We start from the raw sequence: 19,854 nt of genomic DNA on the forward strand, positions 1-19,854 counted from the left end.
ATCACTTTTCGTCCTGCTCGTCCATTTTCTTTATTAAACCATCACGAAGCGTATCGATGAATTTTGTCCGGTTAATTTTTCTATTTCGGATTTCAAGATAGGTGTGATAAAAATCTCCTAGATCTATATGAAATTCCCTTTCAAAGAATTTACATAAAAATTTGATATCCACCTTTCCGTTATCAAAGGTCCCATGTATCTGTAATGCGTAAATTAGCTCAATTAACCCTGCTTTGCTTCCTGTCCACGTTAAATGAGGTCTTTCATTGTCTTTATTTTCTATCTTGTTTTTACTCAGTTTTGCTAACTGATCCTCAATATAAAGTTGTATCAGGTCATTGGCAATAATTTTTGCAACCTTATAATCATGGGATGTAGAAAAATTATGATCCGTTTCAAAATAATATGTATCTAAGCATAATTTTACATCATATTTGCCACGGATAAAGTATTTATGGTCCAGATAGGTGCTGTTGGTTCTGTAATACTTATAAAATTCCCTGTTGTTATCAAAAAACAGTTTTAATCTTTGCAACTCATTGTTTAGTGAGATTCTAACCGCTTCTTCGCCCCCGAACGGCATTTTTGTTTCAATTTTATAGATTGCATTGTAGTAAATCAACTTAGAAACTATTTTTGGCTTTAGGTTTTTAAAAAAATACACCTCCTCTTCCTCATTCCTAAATTTTCTTTCCAAAATAAACTTCCTCAACTCTGTTAAACTGTCGAGAATTATTTTGATTGCTGTTTCGTACAAAAAAATAGGATCGTCTATTTCAAGCGATATTTCATTTAATTTTTCCTCTAATTGAAAAAGTTTTTCATTGTAATATTTCTTCATTAAAATCAATCCAACGTTGTGAAATGTGCATCAGGCAAAAAAGGTTAGTATATATCCGCTCAATAAAGATCATAAAGCGAATAGGTTATGGATTATTCGAATTAACTCTATCGTTTACATTTCCAGGAAAGGACATTACCAGAAATCTTAAGTCAGCGGAAGTTTCATTACTAATTTTATGTACTACTTTAACGGGGATATTAATCCCTTCGTTTTCCGGCACATAAATAATATCGTTCGCTATGTAAAAAGAAGCCTTACCATGCAAGACATAGAAAAATTGCGTTGTTTCATTATGGTAGTGAAATTGTTCTTCTGTATTTGGAGGCATTTTTTCTTCTTTAATAATCACATTTTCAGACTGTAGTAAAGTCCAGGCATCACAATGGTTGCCCCATTGATAATGAGTGCTATTTTGTTTACTTATAATCATAATGGAGTTCTTTATAAATCATCGGTATAGTGTCGTCTGTTTTTCTCTTGCGAAAATTTTTGGTTATTATAATCTGCCGATTTGTTACGGGCAATGGATAAAGTATGCCAGTCTTCATTTTTCAGCATTTTGGCTATAAAAACCATTTGTCCGATATGATAAGGATAATGAGCCAATTGCCTGTTAATCGCTTCGGTAACCGTATGACCGTCATTTCGGATATAAATTATTTTCTCTAAATCCGCTTCCGTAAGCTGGTTTAAAGCATTCATCAGGCAATCCCAGCCGTAATTCCAATGCGCCATTAATTCAGCTTTATTCTGAAACGGGTTGGTAAATTCCGCATCACGATTTCGCCAGGGCTTTTCTCCGTCTGTGGTCAGGAAATCCGTAAATCGTGACAACATATTTCCTGTAATATGATTGACCAAAATGGCAATACTGTTGCTTTCCTCGTTATACTGCCAGAATAATTGTTCTTCCTGTAATTGTTCCATTGCTTTTTCTCCAAGCATTTTGTAATACAGGAATTGCTTTTTGATGCTTTCTAAATAGCTGTCCATTTCTCTATATTTATTTGGTTTAATACAAATTCTTTTCTTTCATCAATGTTTCCTATCGGCACGGTTATTACTTCATAACCGTACTTTTCATAAGTACTTTTCATTTGGAAATAAGTGTGTTCTGCCTCCTGCCAATCCTGTTTTCTTTCATTATCTGTTTGATAAATTTCTTTCCAGGGTGGCAGGATAAATACCTTAGTATTATATGGGCAATTCAACACTTTTTCCATGGTTTCCGTTGAAAGTACATAGCCAATCATATCCGCATAACAAACGGCATCCAAAATACCTCGGTCGAAAAAGCAAACTTCATTTGACTGGCTTGCTGTTGCTATGTTGTAATCTAAAATGGATGCCGCTATCATTCTATCTGTATAAAGAGGTTTGTTTTTCCACGGCAAAGACTCTCCGTCCGTTTCTGTTTCTTCACGAATAATGCCTCTGGCGGCTTCCGGAATGGTTTTATATCCATTTGCTGACAGAGCATCTAATAAGGTTGTTTTTCCTGCTCCGGGTCCACCGGTTATAACGAATAGCTTATTTTCCATATTCCAATTCTTTTTTCAAAACACGGTGGTCCAATACATTTACTCCAATTCCTTTTAATTCATCTATCCCTTTGGGATATATTTGCGAAATCGCTTCGGGAACAATAGCTAAACGATAATCTCTTTCACTTGCTTCAAATATTGTTGTGCGAGGACAGTTCGGGAAATTACAACCTGTAATTACCAATGAATTAATCTTGCTGTTTTTCAGCCAAGCCTCTAAGTTTGTCTTATAAAATGCACCCCAGCGTGGTTTGTAGGCCACAAAGTCAAAAGGAGCAAGCTGTAGAATATTGCCGATTAATAATTTTTTATCCTCATACATTTCGGCATTTTTAGGCAAAAGCTCTTGTACGATTTTAGCTCCGAAACTACCCGGAATAACCATTGCCTTACCTTGTTGGATGACTTCTTTCCTGCAAAGGTCGGCATTGCTTCCGTCCTCAAGATATAATCGTACAATATGAATTACAGCTAATTGATTTTTCCTAAATAAATCGGCTATAATTGAAATATTTTTTATTACTTCTTCGGTACCATTGATATAGGCTTTTCCTCCAGTTTTTGCAAAATCATTTTGCATATCGATAATCATTAAAGCCGAACGGTTCCAATTCATTTCCATAGACAACGTTTTTATTCATCAAACTTATAATGTGCTCTTACTTTACTTACTTTTCCTTCATTATTCAATTCCATATATTCTGCCGAAAAGGAGTTATTTACACTTCGGTAAAACAAAACGGTTGAATTGGCTCCTTTGAGTTCATGGTAAAGCTCGAAATGCAGGTCGGGATATTTTTGCAGGGCTTTTGAAAAGTAATCCTTTAAATCACTTTTATTGGAAATTTTACCTTCTGCGTTTATTCCCATTTGTTGAATAATTGGAGAAACAAAATCAATATTTTCGCTGTAATGCTCCATTATCTTATCTAAATCGTGGCTGTTCCAGGCATCAAGCCATTCTTTTGCAAATTCTGTATTCATATCCTTTTATTTTGATTGGCTGTTTTGAATAACTTCTTCTGAACTCAACCCAAACATGGGCGGTGTTTTTACGTCCAACAGGTTCAGGTAAATATAAAGCTGTGCCCTGTGGTGAATTTCGTGTTCGGTCATCGCTCGAAGCCACTTCCAAACTGTAATTGGAGCATTGCCGGGTGTCAGGCATTTTCGTTGTAAATCTTCATCGCTCAGGCTTTTGAAAATGGCTAACGCTTCTTCGTGTTTGTCGTTAAAATAATGGATTACATTATCGTAACCGTCTGCGAGTTCTTTACCACACCCATTGTAAGTACAAGGATTTCCTAAAATAGTTTCGGCAAACATATACCGCTCAATGGCCGCAATGTGTCTTATCTGGTCGGCAATGGTAAATTTGCCGGGCTTGTATGACCAGTCCATATATTCCGCAGGAATAACGGCAATCGGGCGGTTGGTACCTTGCCTGATTTTCTCGTAATATTCCAAAAAAGATTTAATATTAGTGATTTCCATATCCGATTTAATCTATCTGTTTGTCGGGTGATTTTTTTGATAACTGCATCAGCGTAACCAATGATGTAGCTGCAATGAGTTCCTTTCCTTCGGCACTAACCGCAAATACGTCTGAACGAACTACCGTCAATACTTTTCCGTTTTTGATAACCTGTGCTTTAGCCACAAGTTGTTCACCAATGGCAGGATTTAGATAGTTCACTTTTAGTTCGACCGTTGTTAAATAACTGTCTTCGGATTTGGCGGACGCTCCGGCATAGCCCGAAGAAACATCTACCAATGAAGCGATGGTACTGCCGTTGAACATTCCTGCAGGACGAGCCATAAAATCCTGTTTGGGAACTGTGATTTCAAAATATCCGACTGATAGACCTGTTACTTCCGCACCGAATAATTGCATAATTTTGGAACGTCCGAAACTTTCCAATAATTGTGCTTTTCTTTCATCGTTCATAGTCTAAACATCTTTATAAAGATTATTTCTTTTTATTTCCATCAATCTTTCCGGGTTTTCAGGAGATTCAAATCCAAGCTGACGATAAAGTGAATGAGCATCTAATGTTGCCAATAGTGTTCTTCGCAAACCTTGTACAAATTCCAGTTTAATGATGTACTTTATCATCATTTTTGATAATCCTTTTTCTCTGTATTCTTTCAAAATATAAACATCTGCCAAGTAACCAAAAGTGGCATAATCCGTTACCAATCGGGCAAAACCAATCTGTTTTTCATCTTCAAATAATCCTACGCAAAAAGAATTTTTCAATGCAACACTTACCATTTCCATTGGAATACCTTTTGCCCAATAACTTTCCTTACTCAAAAACTGATGGACGGCATTAATATCCATATTTTCAAAGCCCGTTTTTATTTCAATTACCTGATTGCTTATTTCCATTGCATTTGTTTTTTCAGATTTTTGATTTGTGCCAAATGGTGATTGCAATGCCAACTGTATTTTGCCATAGCCTCAGCAACTGTTTGACTTTTATTCAAGTCCGGATGAAAGAAAGTTCTGTTCCAATCTTTTTTCCCTAAACCTTTTAAAAGGATTACCCAACGTTCGTGAATACCTTCTAAAATGATTAATGACGGCAAAATGGATATATGTTTCGCATCCGATAATTCTGCCCAATTTTCTTCTGCAAACGGTTTGATAATCGGATTATCTTCCGTCAATGCAAATTTGATGCGGGCAAAACAATTGATATTGCTATCCGCTAAATGATGAACAACCTGCCTGACAGTCCAACTTCCATTCCTGTAGGGTCTGTCTAACTGTTTATCGTTCAAACTCATTATTGCTGACTTTAGATTTGCAGGGAATGAAGCAATAATATCAATGAATGATATACATATTTCTTCGGTGATTACTTCCGGCTCTTTGTACTTCCCAATCGGATATTGATTAATCTGTTCCATTTTCTAATGTTTATATAAACCAGTTCCAATTATATTTATCTGAACTTCGCCCTTTTCTGATGTCATCAAGTTGTCCTTTTAGTTTAAACATTACTGCATCATTAGCGGTATATGGATAATATTCTGTTCCCAAGATATTTATACACTTAACAGGTGAGATAACCGCAGCTGTGCCCACACCAAATATTTCTATCTTTTTATCGGATTGGAATTTATCAATAAGCTCTTGAAGTTGCACTTTCCTTTCTTCGACAATCATTCCCATGTCTTTTGTAATTTGCATAATTGAACTTCTGGTAACTCCGTCAAGAATTGAGGTACTCAACTTAGGTGTGATCAATCTATTGTCTATTACAATAGCAATATTCATTGTGCCGGCTTCTTCGATATATTCGTGAGTTTTAGCATCTGTCCAAATTACCTGGTCATATCCCTGTATTTTGGCTTGCTGTGCCGGATAAAATGCAGCACCATAATTTCCTCCACATTTGGCATAACCTACTCCGCCTTCTGCTGCACGTACAAATTCTGTTTCTGCTTTTAAACGTACAGGTTCAGGATAATATAACCCCATTGGTGTACATACTATGCAGAATAAATATTCATCCGAAACTTTAACTCCTAATCGAGGTTCTGTGGCAATCATAAACGGGCGTATGTATAAGCTTATTTCTTGTTCTTCCGGAAGCCAATGTTCTTCCAGACGAACCAATTCTTTTATTCCTTCAATAAATAAATCTTGCCCCACAGCAGGCATACACATTCTTTCCAATGAAGCATTAAATCTTCTAAAATGCTTGTCAGGACGAAATATGATAACTTGCCCATTATCTTGACGAAATGCTTTCATTCCTTCAAATACGGTTTGCCCGTAATGTAAACACAGTGACATCGGGCTCATTTTAATATCGGTATGTGGCACTATCCGAGGTGATTGCCAAGTACCATCTTTGTAATTACATAGTAAAATATGGTCTGTTGGCTGAACGCCAAATACAAAATCATTATAATTAAAATTCGATCTCATACTTATTTCAGACCTTTGAATGTTTATCATTTTTTCACTCTATTTAATAGTTATCGTTTAAAATCATTTCCATTTTAGTGTCTGCTCGTTTGTATTTTCCCTGTTCAATAGGGACTTCGATAAAGCCTAATTTTCTATAAATACCCAATGCTGGTTTCAATGCTGTTTGGGTGTATAGTACCAGTCTTTTTACGCTCAAATCTTTTGCTTTATTAATAACAGCCTGACACAGCATTTTTCCTGCTCCGATGCCCTGATAATTTTCATCCACCGCCATTTTGGTCAGTTCCATTGTTTCATCATCCGTTTTTTTCAAAGCGACAGTTCCGATCACTTTACCGTCATAAACAGCGAACAGGATTTTCCCACCACCTTTTAAAATAGCTTCTTCGGGATTGGAAAGAACATATTTGTCAATATCTTCCAACACAAAATATTTTTCAATCCACGCCCGGTTGAATTGCTCAAAATAGGATTTCCATTCGGGACGGTAACTTTCAATGTTTATCGCTTTCATAATCTTATCTCGAATAAATTGACCTCTATATTGTTATAGTGTTCCGGCAAATCGCTTGTCGGTGGTAACTGTTTTTTACCTACCCATTCAAATCCTAATTTTCGGTAATAGTCGGTCAATACATCATTGTTTGCCCAAGTATCAACTCGTATAAATTTTTTCTTGTGTTTCCACGCTTCGGTCATCGCCCAGTTCACTACCTCTTTTGCAATATTGTTCCCTCTGTACCGGTTGTGTATTGCCATACGGTGTAAATAAAGGGCTTGCTTTCCGTCTTTGTCATTCCAAATAATAGGCTCGGCTTTTACTATGGAAAATACACCTGCCATTTCATCATCCTTATCTAAGACTTTAAAGTGTCTTTTCTCTATAATTTCCTTTTGAAGAAATGACTTACTGAAAACCGGCCAACCGTATCCGGTTTGCTGAAATTGATAGGCTCTTGCTTCGCCATATATCATTTCTACCGTCAGAATATCTGCTATGATGGTTCGCTCTATTCTCATTTCTTAGCCATTTTCTGATAACCTCTATTGACACAATACACTCCGCCCAAAGTAGCGACCAATGCCCATAAGGTGATACCGGTTAGTTTTTCATTCAGGAAGAGAAATCCGAGCATAATCGCAATGAACGGATTGATATAAGCATACAGGGATGAAATGCCTATCGGCAAATGTTTCAGGGCGTACACAAAAGCGGAATACGCAATGATGGAACCTACTATAATCAGGTAAACCAATGCCCAGATACTGGACGATGTAACTGTTTTCAATTCGGTATAATCATCTAAAAAAGTGCTGAAGGCAAAGAGGGCAATACCTCCGGAAAAAAGTTGTAAAGCTGCATTTTGCAATACATTCTTGCTGTTGGGGATTTTGTATTTAGCATATACGCTCCCCGAAGCCCAGGCCAAACAAGCCCCGAAAGCTATCAGCATCCCCATAAAATATTCAGGGTTGGCAATGTCTTTCAGGTTATCCCTGAAAATAAGCGTTATTCCCAAACAACCTAATACCAAGCCTGTAACGATTAGCCAATGAGGTTTTCTTCTGTCAAACCCGAACAAATAACTGATCACTACCACAAAAACCGGAATGAGCGACAAAATCAATGCTGCCAGTCCGCTCGAAATGTAACGTTCGCACCAACCAATCACGCCGTTTCCTAATGCTACCATCAAAACGCCCGGAACGGACTGGTGCACAAAATCCTTTTTGCTTAGTTTTAGGTTGCCCGTGAGCTGAAGCACCAGCAATAATATACCTCCGGCGATGACTTGTCTTACCGCTGCAAACAAAAAGGGCGGAAAGGTTTCTACCCCAATGCGAATAGCAAAATAAGTGGTTCCCCAAACTAAACAAACGACAGCCAGAGCAGCAAATGCCAGCCAATTTTTATGATTGCCCATAGTAAACTGATAAATTACAAAGCAAAATAACGCATAAAAAAGATACAAGTACAGATACAATTTTAGTAAATTTGCAGAGTACAGTTTAAAAAGATGAAAGAAAGCCTATACCAAAAAATCGCTTGTGCGTTAGAAGAAAAAATAAGAAACGGCACACTGAAAACAGGAGATAAGATACCCTCACTGCGTATGTTGCACCGTGAATATGGTGTGAGTATGACAACGGCTGTACAGGCTTATCTTGAACTGGAAGCAAAAGGACTGATTATTTCCCGGCCACAGTCCGGCTACTATGTCAGTTACCAACCTGCTTATTTATCGGTTCCTTCAGTCAGTAAACCTTCCGGGGGAACTGAACCAATAGGCGTAGAAACACTTATTTCCAAAGTATATTCAACGTTAAGCAATAAAGATGTTACCCGATTTTCTCTTGGCGTTCCCGAAAACGAATTATTGCCTATCGCTAAGCTCAATAAAGAGTTGGTCAATGCTACGCGTAACCTTCAAGGAAGTGGTACGGAATACGAAGAAATTCAGGGAAACCGAAAATTACGCAGGGATATTGCCAGATTGACTTATACCTGGAATGGAAATTTGAATGAAGACGACATTGTTACCACTGCCGGAGCGATGAATGCCATTTCATTCGGGTTGATGGCACTTACACAAAAAGGCGATACGATTGCTGTTGAAAGTCCTGTTTATTTCGGCATATTGCAACTGGCAAAAAGTTTGGGATTAAAAGTTATTGAATTACCAACTCATCCTGTTACCGGAATTGAGCCTGATGCTCTAAAAAAAGTCCTGTTCAAAATAAAAGTATGTATTCTGGTTTCTAATTTCAACAATCCGTTAGGAAGCTGTATGCCCGATGAGCATAAAATGGAAGTGGTGAAAATGCTTTCGGAACGAGGTATTCCGCTCATAGAAGATGATTTGTATGGCGATGTATATTTCGGGAACAGCCGCCCTAAACCTTGTAAAGTATTTGATGAGGAAGGTTTGGTTCTTTGGAGTGGTTCTGTATCCAAAACATTAGCTCCGGGGTATCGTGTGGGCTGGTTAGCTCCGGGAAAGTTTAAAGATAAAATCGTTCATCAGAAGCTCATTCATACTGTTTCCTCTACCACTATAACACAGGAAGCTATAGCTAATTTCCTTGAAAAAGGCAGGTATGAACATCATCTTCGGAAATTAAGAAGTGAGTTGCACGCCAATAGCCTGCAATTTGCCAGAGCAGTTGCCGAGTATTTTCCAGAAGGAAGCAAAATAAGCCAACCGCAAGGTGGATTTATGCTTTGGGTGGAACTGGACAAAAGAATTGATACTACGGAATTGTATGATCTGGCTATCCGTCAAAAAATAAGTATTGCTCCGGGCAGGATGTTTTCATTGCAAAACCAGTTTACTAACTGTATGCGGTTGAGCTACGGACAACGCTGGTCGGAACAGATAGATAACAAACTGAAACAGTTGGGGAGAATTGGTAAAGGGTTGATTTAATCTATTAGCCAATTTGAAAGAATTTTGTCCATCAATCCATTACATTGGAGAATATGATTGTTGTTGGTCAATAATTCATTTTTACTTTGTATATAAGGAGAGTTATGAAAAAGTTCTTCTTTCCCGTTTTCAATCATTAGTATCAAGTTTTCTACGGTTACTTCCAAATGAAATTGTAAACCGATAATATTTTGATTGTAGTAAAATGCTTGGTTAACATTTGCCTCTGAATACAGTAAATTTAAACAGCTGTTTTGAGGAATTTCAAATTGGTCTCCGTGCCAATGGAATACGACAGGATTATATTTGAACAGTCTATAAAACCAAGCAATTTTCTTACATTCTTCCGTAGGAATAACAGGAAACCAACCGATTTCTTTGTTTTTTGCCAAAACCACTTTTGCTTCCAAACACTCAGCAATCAATTGAGCACCTAAACAAATTCCTAAGACCTTTTTACCTGATTGGATACACAATTTTATAAATGCTTTTTCGTGTCTCAACCAAGGAAATAGTATTTCATCATACACGCTCATCGGACCACCCATTACAATCAATGCATCTATCTCTGAAATCTCAGGCAATAGAAAATCTGCTTCAAAAAATTTTGTAGCTGAAATGTTATAACGATGCTCTTTTAACCAAGTTTCAATATATCCTAAGCCTTCAAATGGTACGTGTTGAAAATAATGTACATTCATTGTTTATATTTTTGTTCATTCCAATAATAACTGTCCGGATAAATCCGCTTCCCGAAAATAGCCGTACCTACTCTTATAATCGTTGCTCCCTCTTCTATGGCTGTTTCCAAATCTCCGCTCATTCCCATAGATAATTCTTTCATTTCTACTTCAGGAATATTTAAAGCAATAATTTTCTGTTGAATACTTTTTAATAATTTAAAACATAGCCTTACTTTCTCGGTTTCAGCACTAAATAAACCAATGGTCATTAATCCTTTTATTTTTAGTCTGTTCAATTGGGCAACCTGCTGAACCAATTCAATGGCATCATCGGGGCTAACTCCAAATTTACTTTCTTCAAAAGACGTATTTACCTGTATCAAAACTTCTATTGTCTTGCTTTCAAACCCTAAGCGTTGGTGCAGTTTTTCTGCTAACTCCAAGCGATCAAGCGACTGAATGCAGGAGACACCGTACTTTAGAATATCTTTGATTTTATTGGTTTGCAAATGCCCGATGAAATGATTGGTATGTGGAATTTCTTTTAGGACTTCGTATTTTTCTTTCAATTCCTGAACTTTGTTTTCAGCTATAAGCGTTTGTCCTGCTTTTAATGCAACCTTTATACGTTCAGCAGATACGGTTTTGGTTGCCAATAGCAATTTTACTTCATCAGGACTTCTGTTGCTGTTTATACAGACTTTGTTTATCCGTTCCTGTATAACTGCCATATTTCGCAAGATTTCTTCTTTCATATGTGGATGTGTTCTTGGAATATTTGAGGTCGGGAATGGATTTGAACTACTTTGAAAGGTGTAGCATACACTTGTCTAACCACTCGACCACCTGACCATTTTTATAACAAGGCGAACCAATTTAGTCCACCTTGTCCGTTACTTCCACCAATAGTAATAATTGTGGTTGCCGTCATACTCAAAACCGCAGCGAGGATAGAGTTTGTTACCGATGTCGTTTGTCTTTTCGGTTTCAAGCATCAATCCGCAGGCTCCTGTTTCATCACACCATTGCTTTGCTCTGTCTATTAATGCTACCGAAAGCCCGTGTCCCCTGTAATCAGGATGCACAAACAAATCGCTCAACAACCACTGTTTTTGTAATTTAATGTAATGATAGAGTTTGTACAACTGGACAAACCCCACCGCTTTGCCGTCTGCGTACACGACAAAAATATTCGATTGGTCGTTGTCTAATCGTTCTTTGATAAATTGTTTACATTTTTCTAAATAGTCTGCTTGGCGATAAAAAATGCGATAAAGGTTAAATAATTCTGCTGTTGTGTCTAACTCTTTCAGACCTGCTTTCTTAATATTGAACTCCATTTTTTGAATTTTATTGATGAAACAAAAGTATCGGATCACAGGACGAGCCTGATGGTACAGTTTTCAGATAAAATGATGGTCCAAGAGGATGGTTTATAACCATGAAAACCTATGATTATCTCCGTGTAAATCAAAACTCGTCATAGTTTATTTTAATGCGGTCACTTACAGGAACAGAAACGCAAGCTAAAATCAAACCTTGCTGAATATGGGCTTCAGATAAAACAAAATTCCGCTTTAAACGTACTTCGCCCTCTTCTAATTTGCACACGCAAGTGCCACACGTACCTCTGCAACAAGAATATCGGGCTTCAATCCCTGCGTTAAGCAGTGCATCAAGTAAAGGCATCTGTTTGTTCCATAAAATATGCTGTGTTATACCATTCAATGTCAATGTTACTTCCACGCTTTCCGATTGTCCGTCTTGAATTTCTGCAAGTTTAGTTTTTTCTTTAAGAGACATATTTATTCGCTTGTTTTAAACTGATCACTAAAACAATATTTATAAAAGCCCGAAAGTTCTTTATCACTTTCGGGCTTTTGAAAGATGGCTACTTCAAATCTTCAATCGAAGCTCCAAAGTTGATGTGCAATACATTTCCGTTGGATAATACCAATGCCGGAACAGATTGCACACCTGCTTCTTCTGCATCCTTTACTTTGGCTTTATCTTCTCCCAAATGAATTACTTCTACCTGGTTCTCTGGAATGAAACTTAAAATATCCTGTTCTGCACTTACACATACAGGGCAACCTGCGTGATAAAAAATTGCTTTTGTCATTTTACTTTGTTTTTAGCTATTTAATTTTGATAAACTTCGTTTTCTATGGCGGAAAGGATGCGATCCAGTTCCGCTATTTCATTTTGACTAAGTGGTTGAATGGGACTTTTAAAGCCTCCACCGCCTACACCCAACAAATCCAGACCTGCTTTAATAGAACGTGGCAATCCTTTGGCTACAATGAATTTCAACAGATCAACTTGTTTGTAGAATACGGTTCTCGCTTTTTCCAGATCATTTTCCTGTATGGCATCATAGAGTGCCGAATTCAGCTCAGGTATCAGATTGGGAGCAGCTGTGCACCAGCCTCTCGCTCCGGCAGAAAATGCGGCTAATGCCAGCGGATTGGAGCCGTTGAAAAATGCAACCTCTTCGCCCAATTCCTTTCTCAGGTAGTGCATACGCTGAATATCGCCTGTACTTTCCTTTATCATCGTTACGTTCGGGATTTCCAGTAAACGCTTCAGCAATGCAGGTGACATATCCACACCTCCTGTAGCCGGATTGTTGTACGCCATAATAGGAATAGCAATTTTGGAGGCTACTGTATCATAGTGTTTCACAATTTCATCATCGGTTAGTTTCCAATAACTCATCGGGATGATCATTACGGCTGTAGCACCTGCTTTTTCAGCAGATTTTGCGTGATAAACGGTTCGCTCGGTTGTAAGGTTTGAAACGCCTACCAATGTCGGTACTCTTCCTGCCACCTGTTGCATCGTTGCCTCGGTGATGGTCTCTTTTTCGGTATCATTCAGGTAAGGCATTACACCTGTACTTCCAAGCGGGGCAATACCGTGGGCACCGGTGGCGACCAATCGTTCCACTTGTTTTTTGAATAAGGGAATATCTATCTGCTCATTGTTGTCAAAGGGTGTAATCGGATAGGCAATCACACCTTTAAATGGTACGTTATTCATTTTGTAATCTTATTTTAAAGGTTAAAAATCTCTGCCCTCTTCCTCACGTAACGCTACGCCAAGGTTTTGAAGCTGCGGAGCATTTTCGCAAGCGATGTATTTGGCCGGTTCGCTGTCGCTCAAATTCTGGTGCTGATGCCATGCCCAGGACGGAATATAAACTGCATCACCCGCTTCCCATTCTACGATTTCATCTTCTACTTTTGTCCAGCCCTTACCTTCGAGTACATACAAAACAGTTTCATAGGTGTGGCGGTGCAGGTGTGTTTTTTGTCCGGGCAATAAACCACCGATGGTCATACTTACATTTTTACTCGGCAGGTCAACGAAGAACACTGGGTGTTTTCTTTCCTCCGAAAACTGGTTGTGTACACCTGCATTTTCAACGTTCTTGTGAATAACGTGAGAAGGCTTTACGTAGGTTGGCCTGGCAAAGGTCTGATGAAAATCTTTTGAGCTAAATTGCTTTTGCTCAACGTGGATTGATTTCTTTACGGCTTCTGCTGTTTCTAATTTTGACATAACTGATTTTTTATAGTTCTGTTGCATTATTGCACTACAAAAGTATCGTATCTTTGGACTGTCATAGTGATACAGTTTTTATAAAAATAGATAGTCCAGATGTTACGAGATTGGAAGTTTGAAATACAGTTAGATGAAAAATCAGATAAAGCCATTTATCTGCAAATTGCCGATGCCCTTATAAAAGATATCCACTCGGGTAGGCTAAAGACCGGAGACGCTTTACCAGGGAGCAGAAATCTTGCCCAACTTTTAAAAGTCAATCGGAACACGGTTGTAGAAGCCCTTAATGTCTTGCTGATTGAAGGTTGGCTGGTTTCCACAGAAAGGCGGGGTACGTTTGTTGCCGATACATTACCCGGTTTTAAAGAAGTGCAATATAACCAGCACATACCTGCGAGCTCAGATAGTATAAAGAGTAAGCATTATTATTTACAGTTTGACGACGGGCATCCAGACAGTAAAATTGCACCTATTACGGAACTGGCAAGGGCTTACCGTCAAATTTTCAACCAAAAAGCAAAATGGCAGATGATGGGTTATGGCAATGAATATGGTGATCTTGAATTTCGAAAAGCCATTGTTCAAATGCTCAATCATCAAAGAGGGATGCAGATAAACGAACAAAATATCTGTATCACTCGGGGGAGTCAAATGGCCATGTATCTGACCGCTCAATGTCTGTTTACCAAAGGGGATTATGTGATGATAGAGAACCCGGGATACAAACCCGCATGGAAAGCATTTGAATATGCAGGGGCAAAACTGTTACCTGTAAGTGTGGACAAGGACGGATTGCTGATCGACGATGTGATAACTTATCTAAAATCCGGTAAAAAAATAAAGGCAATTTATGTTACACCTCATCATCAATATCCAACTACAGTAACATTGAGCCTAAAAAGAAGACTGGAACTGATAAAACTTTCCAACAAATACAGTTTCACGATTATAGAAGATGATTACGATAATGAGTTTCATTTCGGGTATCGCCCAGTATTGCCTTTGTCGAGCTTTACAGAACTAAAAAACTACGTTTACATTGGAACAATGAGCAAAGTGGTTGCACCTGCTCTACGTATCGGCTATTTGGCAAGCAACGACATCACTTTGATTGAAAAGGTAGGCAGTTTACGAAAAATTATTGATGTACAGGGCGATAGCATCATGGAACAGGCTGTTTTGCAACTGATTAAAGACGGCATAATTAAAAGACATATCAAAAAAGCAACAAATTACTATAGAGCCAAAAGAGATTTGGCAACTAACCTGCTGAAAAAACACCTTAAAGACAAAGCTACATATACCATTCCGGAAGGCGGTTTGGCATTTTGGGTTGTTCCTAATAAGAAAATGGATTGGCTACAGATTTCCAAGAAACTAGAAAATAAGGGCATTAAAATCATTTCGCCCGATACGTATAGCTTTAATGAGTGTATAAACGGTATTAGATTGGGCTATGGCTCGCTTTCTGAAAAGGATTTGGAAGAAGGGATTATGGCATTAGCAAAAATGCTATGATCTTCAGATTGGATTATCAAGATTGATTAGCATTACTTATCATTCCACGGCTGGGCAGATGTTAAGTCTTTGGATTTCCATTCTTCCAAAATGGTCATTGCACTTTTATCGGGAACGTATAAGAAATTAATCTTACGTTCGTTGGCATTTTTTCGCAATTCATCAAATATAAAAGTGTCATCAAATCCAACTTTAGAAGCATCCGCATTGGTATTTGCGTAATACACTTTATTGATTTTTGCCCAATAAATAGCACCTAAACACATAGGGCAGGGCTCTAGCGTAGTGTACATTTGACATTCAGACAATTGAAGATTATTGATGTTCCTGCAAGCTCTTTCAATAGCAACCATTTCGCCGTGTGATGTAGGATTGACCCGCTCAAATATTTCATTATGTCCCTCTCCGATAATTTCGCCATTTCTGACAATCACGCAACCAATAGGAAGCCCTTTACCACTTTCGTATGCAATTTCTGAAAGCTCAATTGCTTTCAACATAAATTTAGGGTTATAGTCTGAGTCGATTTTTTCATTCATTGTTTCATCATTTGAATGGCAAATTTATTCAATCTATCCGGTTAATCTATATATTTATCAACGCTATTATCATTTAAAACTATCCTTGCGGTATCAAATGCTGTAAATCAGGATCGTTCTTGATACGCTCTAATTCATTTTTGACAATGTTCAGGATATCTGATTTTATCTGTTTGTAGTTACCCTCAATTTCCTGTTTCATCTTATCCTCGCCCTGCTCATTTACAAAAGATAGGATTTGCGGTATCTGCTGATAGGCTTTGGTTTCAGCTGCTACCTTTTCGTTATCCACTACGATTTCAGCGTGGAAAATCTTCTGTTCGATGCGTTCATCAAAATTATCTGATACAGAACCGACAAACATACCCTGTGTCAATGTTGAGATTTTGGAAGCCGGAATAAGGCTGTCTAACTGTGTGGAGATAGATGTAGATTTATCGTTGCGGTTAATGGTCATACTTTGGCGTTTCTGCAACACTTTACCAAAGCGTTCCGAAAGGTTTTTTGCCGTTTCTCCAACTACTTGACCACTGAATATATTGCCGACGGTATTTTGTATTACCTTACTCTCTTTGTCGCCGTAATCCCTTGTTAATTGCGAAAAGTCCTGAAAACCCAAGCATACAGCCACCTTATTACTTCTCGCCGTTGCGATAAGGTTGTCCAGTCCCCTGAAATAAATCGTAGGTAACTCATCTATGATAACAGAACTCTTTAGCTGTCCCGTTTTATTAATCAGTTTTACAATCCTTGAATTGTATAAGCCTAAAGCTGCGGAATAGATATTTTGACGGTCGGGGTTATTACCCACACATAATATTTTTGGTTCTTTGGGATTGTTGATGTCCAGCGAAAAATCATCACCTGTCATTACCCAATACAATTGTGGGCTAATCATTCTTGATAAAGGAATCTTAGCCGATGCAATTTGTCCTTGCAATTGGTCTTGTGCTCCACTTTTCCACGCATCCATAAATGGTGAAAGATAATTTTCCAAATCAGGATATGAAGTAAGAATAGTGAACACATCCGAATATTTCTTGTTCAGTAATTCAATGGCGTGTGGAAAAGTGCAATATTTACCATCGTTATAAATTTTGAGATACCAAATAATGGCTGCTAATAATATAATCGGACTTTCCACAAAGAAATCGCCCTGCTTTTGTATCCAGCTTCGGTTGAGGTTCAGCATAATTGTATATGCCGCTTCGTAAGCATCTGATATGTCCGTCATAAAATCGGGATTGAGTGGATTACATCGATGGCTCTTTCTTGGGTCATCAAAATTTATCACGTAAAATTTAGGTTTAACTTTGTACTTATTCTGATGCTTCAACAAATGATTGTAGGCAATTGTAGAAAGGTCATCAAACTTAAAATCGTAGATGTACATCGAAAAACCCTTTTCGATTTGTTGCTTGATGTAATTGTTTATAATGGCATAGGATTTTCCAGAACCTGGTGTTCCTAGAACAATGGTTGCCCGAAAAGGATTGACGATGTTAATCCAGCCATCATTCCATTTGTTTTTGTAATAAAACTTGGTGGGGAGATTGACAGAATATTCGTTTTTCATCAATTTAGTTTCCTGTTGGAAGCTCTCATTTTCATTATTGAAAACATCATCCATCAGATTGGTTCGAAGCAAACGGCTCATCCAAACGCCAGCTACCATCAAAGCGATGTAGCCCAAACCCGTGGTAAGAATGTAAAGAAATGTAGCTGTGTTGAGTGATAATTTTAGGAAAATTGCGTTTAGGAAAAATAGAACAAAACCAATTGCCAATGCCACATAAATTTTTGCCCAAGTTACTTTTTCATTCTTAACGCCTTTGCTTCCCAAACAGCTCAATGCCAGCAATACCAATGCGAATACTTTGGTGTAAAGCGGATGATAAAACAAACCTGCCTTCCGTTGGAAATTGCCTAATATTTTGTTGATAATTTCTAATGTCCAACCACGTTCTATAAAAAAACCATAGCAGAACCAATAAAGATGCATCAGTACCAAAAGAATACTGACTGCCCGCATAAAAGCCATAATCTTGGCAAGTCCTCTTAAATCATCTTCTCCCTGCATTATTTTAATTTTTAATGTTCGGGCGTGAATTTAAAGGCTCAAAAGAGAGGCTATAAAAATGTGGCAGTCAATGGCTGTACGTGGTCGTAATTGGCTGAATACGCTAGGTATGTTTCAGAACTAGCTAAGGTAGTTATAATAAATATATAGCTTATGATGTTACACAAAAAAACGGTCTTCATCAGTGCTGTGTGCCAACGGAGCAGTGGCGATAAGTCTTAATTTTTCATTAGAATTATTTTCAAGTTTATGAACCTGATTGGCTTCAATAGAAAAACTATCCCCATCCATAACCTTTATTTGATGTTCCCAAATCAATTGCTCATTAGTTATATGTCCTAAATGGATAACCCCTTCACCTGAAAGTATAAAATATGTTTCGATACCAACCTTATGATAATGAGCTGGAATAATTTGAATTGGAGCTAACTCTATGGCAAAAACAGACGTGCCCTCGTCTCCCGTAAGTCGTATTAATTTTACACCAATATTTTGGTCACTTTGGATAGTGTTTAACACATTAATATTATTAACTTTCATCTTAAATATGCTTGATAGTTTGTATTGCTCCGTTTCCGAAAGACCAGTTTTCTTTTCCTTCTATCTCCGTTAAGAGAATGATTACTTCATTTTGCGGAATGTCTGTTCTTGATTTTATTTTATCCGTTATGGCTTTGTATAGAAATTGCTTTTGTTCTGTATTTCGACCTTTTGCTGCAAAAATTTGGATATAGACAATTTTTGAGGAGTGCTTAATTCCCAAATATTCTTTTGGATATTTTAAGTGATTGTAATCCAGACTTTCTATAATGTGGAAATAATCATCTTTAGGAATGCGAAAGTTTTCCATCAATGCCTTATGAATTGATGAAGAAATAAGGTCAATTGTTTCCTGTTGGTAGGTGTTGGAAAGTGATATTCGTACAAGTGGCATAATGTAATAATTTTAATATGCCACAAAGCTCCAAAAACGAGTTTACTTTTTATCTTGATGTAGGTCAAGACTTTTTAATCGAGACAATGTTTCCGGACGAATCTTAAGATAGGAAGCTATCAGATGCTGTGGAAAATCTTGTTCAATATTTGTGCGAACATTGATCAATTCCCGATAACGCTGTTTAGCTTTTAATCTCACCAATGATGTTTCTTTAAAGCACTTGTTGATAAAAAGTTCTTCAATGATATTTTTAAATAACAACAAAAATTCATGCTCAAAAATCAGTTCATTATATTGTTCTTTATCTACAACGTAAATAATGGCATCAGAATAAACCTTAATGAAAGCGGGAGATGGAATTCCAATTGAAAAGCTTCGGTATGATGTAATAATTGCATTTGAACTATACAACTCATTGACAATAAAATTCCCATCCGCATCTTCAAAATAGGAATAAAGAGTACCACTTTCTACAATCCCTAGTAGATCACAAAGCTGATTTTCACATACAAAAAAATCTTTCTTTTTAAGCTCTAGTTTACGAGCTACTTTCTTGAATAGACTTATATTTTCACCTGAAAGCATATATAAAACATTATAAAATATGTAGTAAATTTACGAAAATTATAATACTATTGATTCATATAATGGTCCATTATCTAATGTAATTTTCACTTACGGTTTTCGACTATGCCTACGTTTAACACACTTTTTGATTTTGGACTAAAATATTATCTTGACATTTTCATCTGAAGTAAGTAAAAAAAT

Annotated in this window: 28 protein-coding genes; 2 read left to right on the plus strand and 26 right to left on the minus strand. The window is 37.4% G+C overall.

What is annotated here, in order from left to right:
* Position 1 precedes the first annotated feature (1 nt).
* The 14 genes from ACSV4D_RS15255 to ACSV4D_RS15320 all read right to left on the minus strand — a co-directional run bounded on the left by ACSV4D_RS15255 (position 2) and on the right by ACSV4D_RS15320 (position 8,259).
* Complete coding sequence (locus tag ACSV4D_RS15255; protein WP_439228937.1) at positions 2 to 841, minus strand: RteC domain-containing protein; 840 nt, start codon at positions 839 to 841, stop codon at positions 2 to 4.
* Between the two features lie 85 nt (positions 842 to 926).
* Complete coding sequence (locus ACSV4D_RS15260) at positions 927 to 1,274, minus strand: cupin domain-containing protein (RefSeq protein WP_439228938.1); 348 nt, start codon at positions 1,272 to 1,274, stop codon at positions 927 to 929.
* 11 nt (positions 1,275 to 1,285) lie between these two features.
* On the minus strand, positions 1,286 to 1,837 hold the full coding sequence (locus ACSV4D_RS15265) for a DUF1572 domain-containing protein (RefSeq protein WP_439228939.1): 552 nt from the start codon (positions 1,835 to 1,837) through the stop codon (positions 1,286 to 1,288).
* Positions 1,822 to 2,385 carry an AAA family ATPase gene (locus ACSV4D_RS15270; protein WP_439228940.1) on the minus strand — a complete coding sequence of 188 codons (564 nt, stop codon included), beginning with the start codon at positions 2,383 to 2,385 and terminating at the stop codon, positions 1,822 to 1,824. Before ACSV4D_RS15270 ends, ACSV4D_RS15265 begins: the two co-directional genes overlap by 16 nt.
* A complete protein-coding gene (locus ACSV4D_RS15275) occupies positions 2,375 to 3,010 on the minus strand; it encodes a cysteine hydrolase family protein (RefSeq protein ID WP_439228941.1) in 636 nt (211 codons plus the stop codon). The genes ACSV4D_RS15270 and ACSV4D_RS15275 overlap by 11 nt, the downstream gene beginning before the upstream one ends.
* A gap of 11 nt (positions 3,011 to 3,021) precedes the next feature.
* Complete coding sequence (locus ACSV4D_RS15280; RefSeq protein ID WP_439228942.1) at positions 3,022 to 3,372, minus strand: nuclear transport factor 2 family protein; 351 nt, start codon at positions 3,370 to 3,372, stop codon at positions 3,022 to 3,024.
* 6 nt (positions 3,373 to 3,378) lie between these two features.
* A complete protein-coding gene (locus ACSV4D_RS15285) occupies positions 3,379 to 3,882 on the minus strand; it encodes a DinB family protein (protein ID WP_439228943.1) in 504 nt (167 codons plus the stop codon).
* A 7-nt stretch (positions 3,883 to 3,889) separates the two neighbouring features.
* The gene (locus ACSV4D_RS15290) at positions 3,890 to 4,336 is read right to left on the minus strand and encodes a PaaI family thioesterase (RefSeq protein WP_439228944.1); all 447 of its coding nucleotides are present in this window, start codon (positions 4,334 to 4,336) and stop codon (positions 3,890 to 3,892) included.
* A 3-nt stretch (positions 4,337 to 4,339) separates the two neighbouring features.
* Positions 4,340 to 4,780, minus strand: coding sequence for a GNAT family N-acetyltransferase (locus ACSV4D_RS15295; RefSeq protein ID WP_439228945.1), 441 nt, complete (start codon positions 4,778 to 4,780; stop codon positions 4,340 to 4,342).
* Positions 4,771 to 5,304: a YfiT family bacillithiol transferase gene (locus ACSV4D_RS15300; protein ID WP_439228946.1), complete on the minus strand. Its 534-nt coding sequence runs from the start codon at positions 5,302 to 5,304 to the stop codon at positions 4,771 to 4,773. The genes ACSV4D_RS15295 and ACSV4D_RS15300 overlap by 10 nt, the downstream gene beginning before the upstream one ends.
* A gap of 10 nt (positions 5,305 to 5,314) precedes the next feature.
* Positions 5,315 to 6,361, minus strand: a complete 1,047-nt coding sequence (locus ACSV4D_RS15305) for a branched-chain amino acid aminotransferase (RefSeq protein ID WP_439228947.1) — start codon at positions 6,359 to 6,361, stop codon at positions 5,315 to 5,317.
* Between the two features lie 13 nt (positions 6,362 to 6,374).
* Positions 6,375 to 6,848, minus strand: coding sequence for a GNAT family N-acetyltransferase (locus ACSV4D_RS15310; RefSeq protein ID WP_439228948.1), 474 nt, complete (start codon positions 6,846 to 6,848; stop codon positions 6,375 to 6,377).
* Positions 6,845 to 7,354, minus strand: a complete 510-nt coding sequence (locus tag ACSV4D_RS15315) for a GNAT family N-acetyltransferase (protein ID WP_439228949.1) — start codon at positions 7,352 to 7,354, stop codon at positions 6,845 to 6,847. The genes ACSV4D_RS15310 and ACSV4D_RS15315 overlap by 4 nt, the downstream gene beginning before the upstream one ends.
* Complete coding sequence (locus ACSV4D_RS15320; protein WP_439228950.1) at positions 7,351 to 8,259, minus strand: EamA family transporter; 909 nt, start codon at positions 8,257 to 8,259, stop codon at positions 7,351 to 7,353. Before ACSV4D_RS15320 ends, ACSV4D_RS15315 begins: the two co-directional genes overlap by 4 nt.
* 93 nt (positions 8,260 to 8,352) lie before the next feature.
* On the opposite strand from ACSV4D_RS15320, the gene ACSV4D_RS15325 reads away from it, so the two are divergent.
* Entirely contained in the window at positions 8,353 to 9,762 is a 1,410-nt protein-coding gene (locus ACSV4D_RS15325) for a PLP-dependent aminotransferase family protein (RefSeq protein ID WP_439228951.1), read from the plus strand.
* On the opposite strand, the gene ACSV4D_RS15330 is transcribed toward ACSV4D_RS15325, so the two are convergent.
* The 7 genes from ACSV4D_RS15330 to ACSV4D_RS15360 form a co-directional block, all read right to left on the minus strand.
* The gene (locus ACSV4D_RS15330; RefSeq protein WP_439228952.1) at positions 9,759 to 10,463 is read right to left on the minus strand and encodes a type 1 glutamine amidotransferase; all 705 of its coding nucleotides are present in this window, start codon (positions 10,461 to 10,463) and stop codon (positions 9,759 to 9,761) included. The two genes, ACSV4D_RS15325 and ACSV4D_RS15330, sit on opposite strands and share 4 nt — an antisense overlap.
* Complete coding sequence (locus ACSV4D_RS15335) at positions 10,460 to 11,200, minus strand: YggS family pyridoxal phosphate-dependent enzyme (RefSeq protein WP_439228953.1); 741 nt, start codon at positions 11,198 to 11,200, stop codon at positions 10,460 to 10,462. Before ACSV4D_RS15335 ends, ACSV4D_RS15330 begins: the two co-directional genes overlap by 4 nt.
* A gap of 138 nt (positions 11,201 to 11,338) precedes the next feature.
* Positions 11,339 to 11,785: a GNAT family N-acetyltransferase gene (locus ACSV4D_RS15340; RefSeq protein ID WP_439228954.1), complete on the minus strand. Its 447-nt coding sequence runs from the start codon at positions 11,783 to 11,785 to the stop codon at positions 11,339 to 11,341.
* A 130-nt stretch (positions 11,786 to 11,915) separates the two neighbouring features.
* Positions 11,916 to 12,248: a 2Fe-2S iron-sulfur cluster-binding protein gene (locus tag ACSV4D_RS15345; RefSeq protein WP_439228955.1), complete on the minus strand. Its 333-nt coding sequence runs from the start codon at positions 12,246 to 12,248 to the stop codon at positions 11,916 to 11,918.
* Between the two features lie 88 nt (positions 12,249 to 12,336).
* A complete protein-coding gene (locus ACSV4D_RS15350; protein WP_407491485.1) occupies positions 12,337 to 12,567 on the minus strand; it encodes a thioredoxin family protein in 231 nt (76 codons plus the stop codon).
* A 20-nt stretch (positions 12,568 to 12,587) separates the two neighbouring features.
* Entirely contained in the window at positions 12,588 to 13,487 is a 900-nt protein-coding gene (locus ACSV4D_RS15355; RefSeq protein ID WP_439228956.1) for a dihydrodipicolinate synthase family protein, read from the minus strand.
* Positions 13,488 to 13,508: 21 nt separating this feature from the next.
* Positions 13,509 to 14,009, minus strand: a complete 501-nt coding sequence (locus tag ACSV4D_RS15360) for a cupin domain-containing protein (protein ID WP_159801853.1) — start codon at positions 14,007 to 14,009, stop codon at positions 13,509 to 13,511.
* 99 nt (positions 14,010 to 14,108) lie between these two features.
* Between ACSV4D_RS15360 and ACSV4D_RS15365 the strand changes: the two genes are divergently transcribed.
* Positions 14,109 to 15,530, plus strand: a complete 1,422-nt coding sequence (locus tag ACSV4D_RS15365) for a PLP-dependent aminotransferase family protein (RefSeq protein ID WP_275154676.1) — start codon at positions 14,109 to 14,111, stop codon at positions 15,528 to 15,530.
* Between the two features lie 32 nt (positions 15,531 to 15,562).
* On the opposite strand, the gene ACSV4D_RS15370 is transcribed toward ACSV4D_RS15365, so the two are convergent.
* From ACSV4D_RS15370 to ACSV4D_RS15390, 5 genes are all read right to left on the minus strand, one after another.
* Positions 15,563 to 16,030 (minus strand): nucleoside deaminase, encoded by a 468-nt coding sequence (locus tag ACSV4D_RS15370; RefSeq protein ID WP_439228957.1) that lies wholly within the window; start codon positions 16,028 to 16,030, stop codon positions 15,563 to 15,565.
* A 118-nt stretch (positions 16,031 to 16,148) separates the two neighbouring features.
* A complete protein-coding gene (mobC, locus tag ACSV4D_RS15375) occupies positions 16,149 to 18,149 on the minus strand; it encodes a conjugal transfer protein MobC (protein ID WP_439228958.1) in 2,001 nt (666 codons plus the stop codon).
* A 159-nt stretch (positions 18,150 to 18,308) separates the two neighbouring features.
* Positions 18,309 to 18,668: a cupin domain-containing protein gene (locus ACSV4D_RS15380; protein WP_439228959.1), complete on the minus strand. Its 360-nt coding sequence runs from the start codon at positions 18,666 to 18,668 to the stop codon at positions 18,309 to 18,311.
* A 22-nt stretch (positions 18,669 to 18,690) separates the two neighbouring features.
* Positions 18,691 to 19,083 (minus strand): tautomerase family protein, encoded by a 393-nt coding sequence (locus tag ACSV4D_RS15385; protein ID WP_439228960.1) that lies wholly within the window; start codon positions 19,081 to 19,083, stop codon positions 18,691 to 18,693.
* A gap of 42 nt (positions 19,084 to 19,125) precedes the next feature.
* Positions 19,126 to 19,671 (minus strand): Crp/Fnr family transcriptional regulator, encoded by a 546-nt coding sequence (locus tag ACSV4D_RS15390; RefSeq protein ID WP_439228961.1) that lies wholly within the window; start codon positions 19,669 to 19,671, stop codon positions 19,126 to 19,128.
* Between the last annotated feature and the right edge of the window lie 183 nt (positions 19,672 to 19,854).

The organism is Flavobacterium sp. ARAG 55.4 (assembly GCF_051846875.1).
GTDB lineage: Bacteria > Bacteroidota > Bacteroidia > Flavobacteriales > Flavobacteriaceae > Flavobacterium > Flavobacterium plantiphilum.

What these genes read in the sequence shown, in the direction of transcription:
- ACSV4D_RS15255 (WP_439228937.1), bottom strand. Translation starts at nt 841, where the DNA reads ATGAAGAAATATTACAATGAAAAACTTTTTCAATTAGAGGAAAAATTA.
- ACSV4D_RS15260 (WP_439228938.1), bottom strand. Translation starts at nt 1,274, where the DNA reads ATGATTATAAGTAAACAAAATAGCACTCATTATCAATGGGGCAACCAT.
- ACSV4D_RS15265 (WP_439228939.1), bottom strand. Translation starts at nt 1,837, where the DNA reads ATGGACAGCTATTTAGAAAGCATCAAAAAGCAATTCCTGTATTACAAA.
- ACSV4D_RS15270 (WP_439228940.1), bottom strand. Translation starts at nt 2,385, where the DNA reads ATGGAAAATAAGCTATTCGTTATAACCGGTGGACCCGGAGCAGGAAAA.
- ACSV4D_RS15275 (WP_439228941.1), bottom strand. Translation starts at nt 3,010, where the DNA reads ATGGAAATGAATTGGAACCGTTCGGCTTTAATGATTATCGATATGCAA.
- ACSV4D_RS15280 (WP_439228942.1), bottom strand. Translation starts at nt 3,372, where the DNA reads ATGAATACAGAATTTGCAAAAGAATGGCTTGATGCCTGGAACAGCCAC.
- ACSV4D_RS15285 (WP_439228943.1), bottom strand. Translation starts at nt 3,882, where the DNA reads ATGGAAATCACTAATATTAAATCTTTTTTGGAATATTACGAGAAAATC.
- ACSV4D_RS15290 (WP_439228944.1), bottom strand. Translation starts at nt 4,336, where the DNA reads ATGAACGATGAAAGAAAAGCACAATTATTGGAAAGTTTCGGACGTTCC.
- ACSV4D_RS15295 (WP_439228945.1), bottom strand. Translation starts at nt 4,780, where the DNA reads ATGGAAATAAGCAATCAGGTAATTGAAATAAAAACGGGCTTTGAAAAT.
- ACSV4D_RS15300 (WP_439228946.1), bottom strand. Translation starts at nt 5,304, where the DNA reads ATGGAACAGATTAATCAATATCCGATTGGGAAGTACAAAGAGCCGGAA.
- ACSV4D_RS15305 (WP_439228947.1), bottom strand. Translation starts at nt 6,361, where the DNA reads ATGATAAACATTCAAAGGTCTGAAATAAGTATGAGATCGAATTTTAAT.
- ACSV4D_RS15310 (WP_439228948.1), bottom strand. Translation starts at nt 6,848, where the DNA reads ATGAAAGCGATAAACATTGAAAGTTACCGTCCCGAATGGAAATCCTAT.
- ACSV4D_RS15315 (WP_439228949.1), bottom strand. Translation starts at nt 7,354, where the DNA reads ATGAGAATAGAGCGAACCATCATAGCAGATATTCTGACGGTAGAAATG.
- ACSV4D_RS15320 (WP_439228950.1), bottom strand. Translation starts at nt 8,259, where the DNA reads ATGGGCAATCATAAAAATTGGCTGGCATTTGCTGCTCTGGCTGTCGTT.
- ACSV4D_RS15325 (WP_439228951.1), top strand. Translation starts at nt 8,353, where the DNA reads ATGAAAGAAAGCCTATACCAAAAAATCGCTTGTGCGTTAGAAGAAAAA.
- ACSV4D_RS15330 (WP_439228952.1), bottom strand. Translation starts at nt 10,463, where the DNA reads ATGAATGTACATTATTTTCAACACGTACCATTTGAAGGCTTAGGATAT.
- ACSV4D_RS15335 (WP_439228953.1), bottom strand. Translation starts at nt 11,200, where the DNA reads ATGAAAGAAGAAATCTTGCGAAATATGGCAGTTATACAGGAACGGATA.
- ACSV4D_RS15340 (WP_439228954.1), bottom strand. Translation starts at nt 11,785, where the DNA reads ATGGAGTTCAATATTAAGAAAGCAGGTCTGAAAGAGTTAGACACAACA.
- ACSV4D_RS15345 (WP_439228955.1), bottom strand. Translation starts at nt 12,248, where the DNA reads ATGTCTCTTAAAGAAAAAACTAAACTTGCAGAAATTCAAGACGGACAA.
- ACSV4D_RS15350 (WP_407491485.1), bottom strand. Translation starts at nt 12,567, where the DNA reads ATGACAAAAGCAATTTTTTATCACGCAGGTTGCCCTGTATGTGTAAGT.
- ACSV4D_RS15355 (WP_439228956.1), bottom strand. Translation starts at nt 13,487, where the DNA reads ATGAATAACGTACCATTTAAAGGTGTGATTGCCTATCCGATTACACCC.
- ACSV4D_RS15360 (WP_159801853.1), bottom strand. Translation starts at nt 14,009, where the DNA reads ATGTCAAAATTAGAAACAGCAGAAGCCGTAAAGAAATCAATCCACGTT.
- ACSV4D_RS15365 (WP_275154676.1), top strand. Translation starts at nt 14,109, where the DNA reads ATGTTACGAGATTGGAAGTTTGAAATACAGTTAGATGAAAAATCAGAT.
- ACSV4D_RS15370 (WP_439228957.1), bottom strand. Translation starts at nt 16,030, where the DNA reads ATGTTGAAAGCAATTGAGCTTTCAGAAATTGCATACGAAAGTGGTAAA.
- mobC (WP_439228958.1), bottom strand. Translation starts at nt 18,149, where the DNA reads ATGCAGGGAGAAGATGATTTAAGAGGACTTGCCAAGATTATGGCTTTT.
- ACSV4D_RS15385 (WP_439228960.1), bottom strand. Translation starts at nt 19,083, where the DNA reads ATGCCACTTGTACGAATATCACTTTCCAACACCTACCAACAGGAAACA.
- ACSV4D_RS15390 (WP_439228961.1), bottom strand. Translation starts at nt 19,671, where the DNA reads ATGCTTTCAGGTGAAAATATAAGTCTATTCAAGAAAGTAGCTCGTAAA.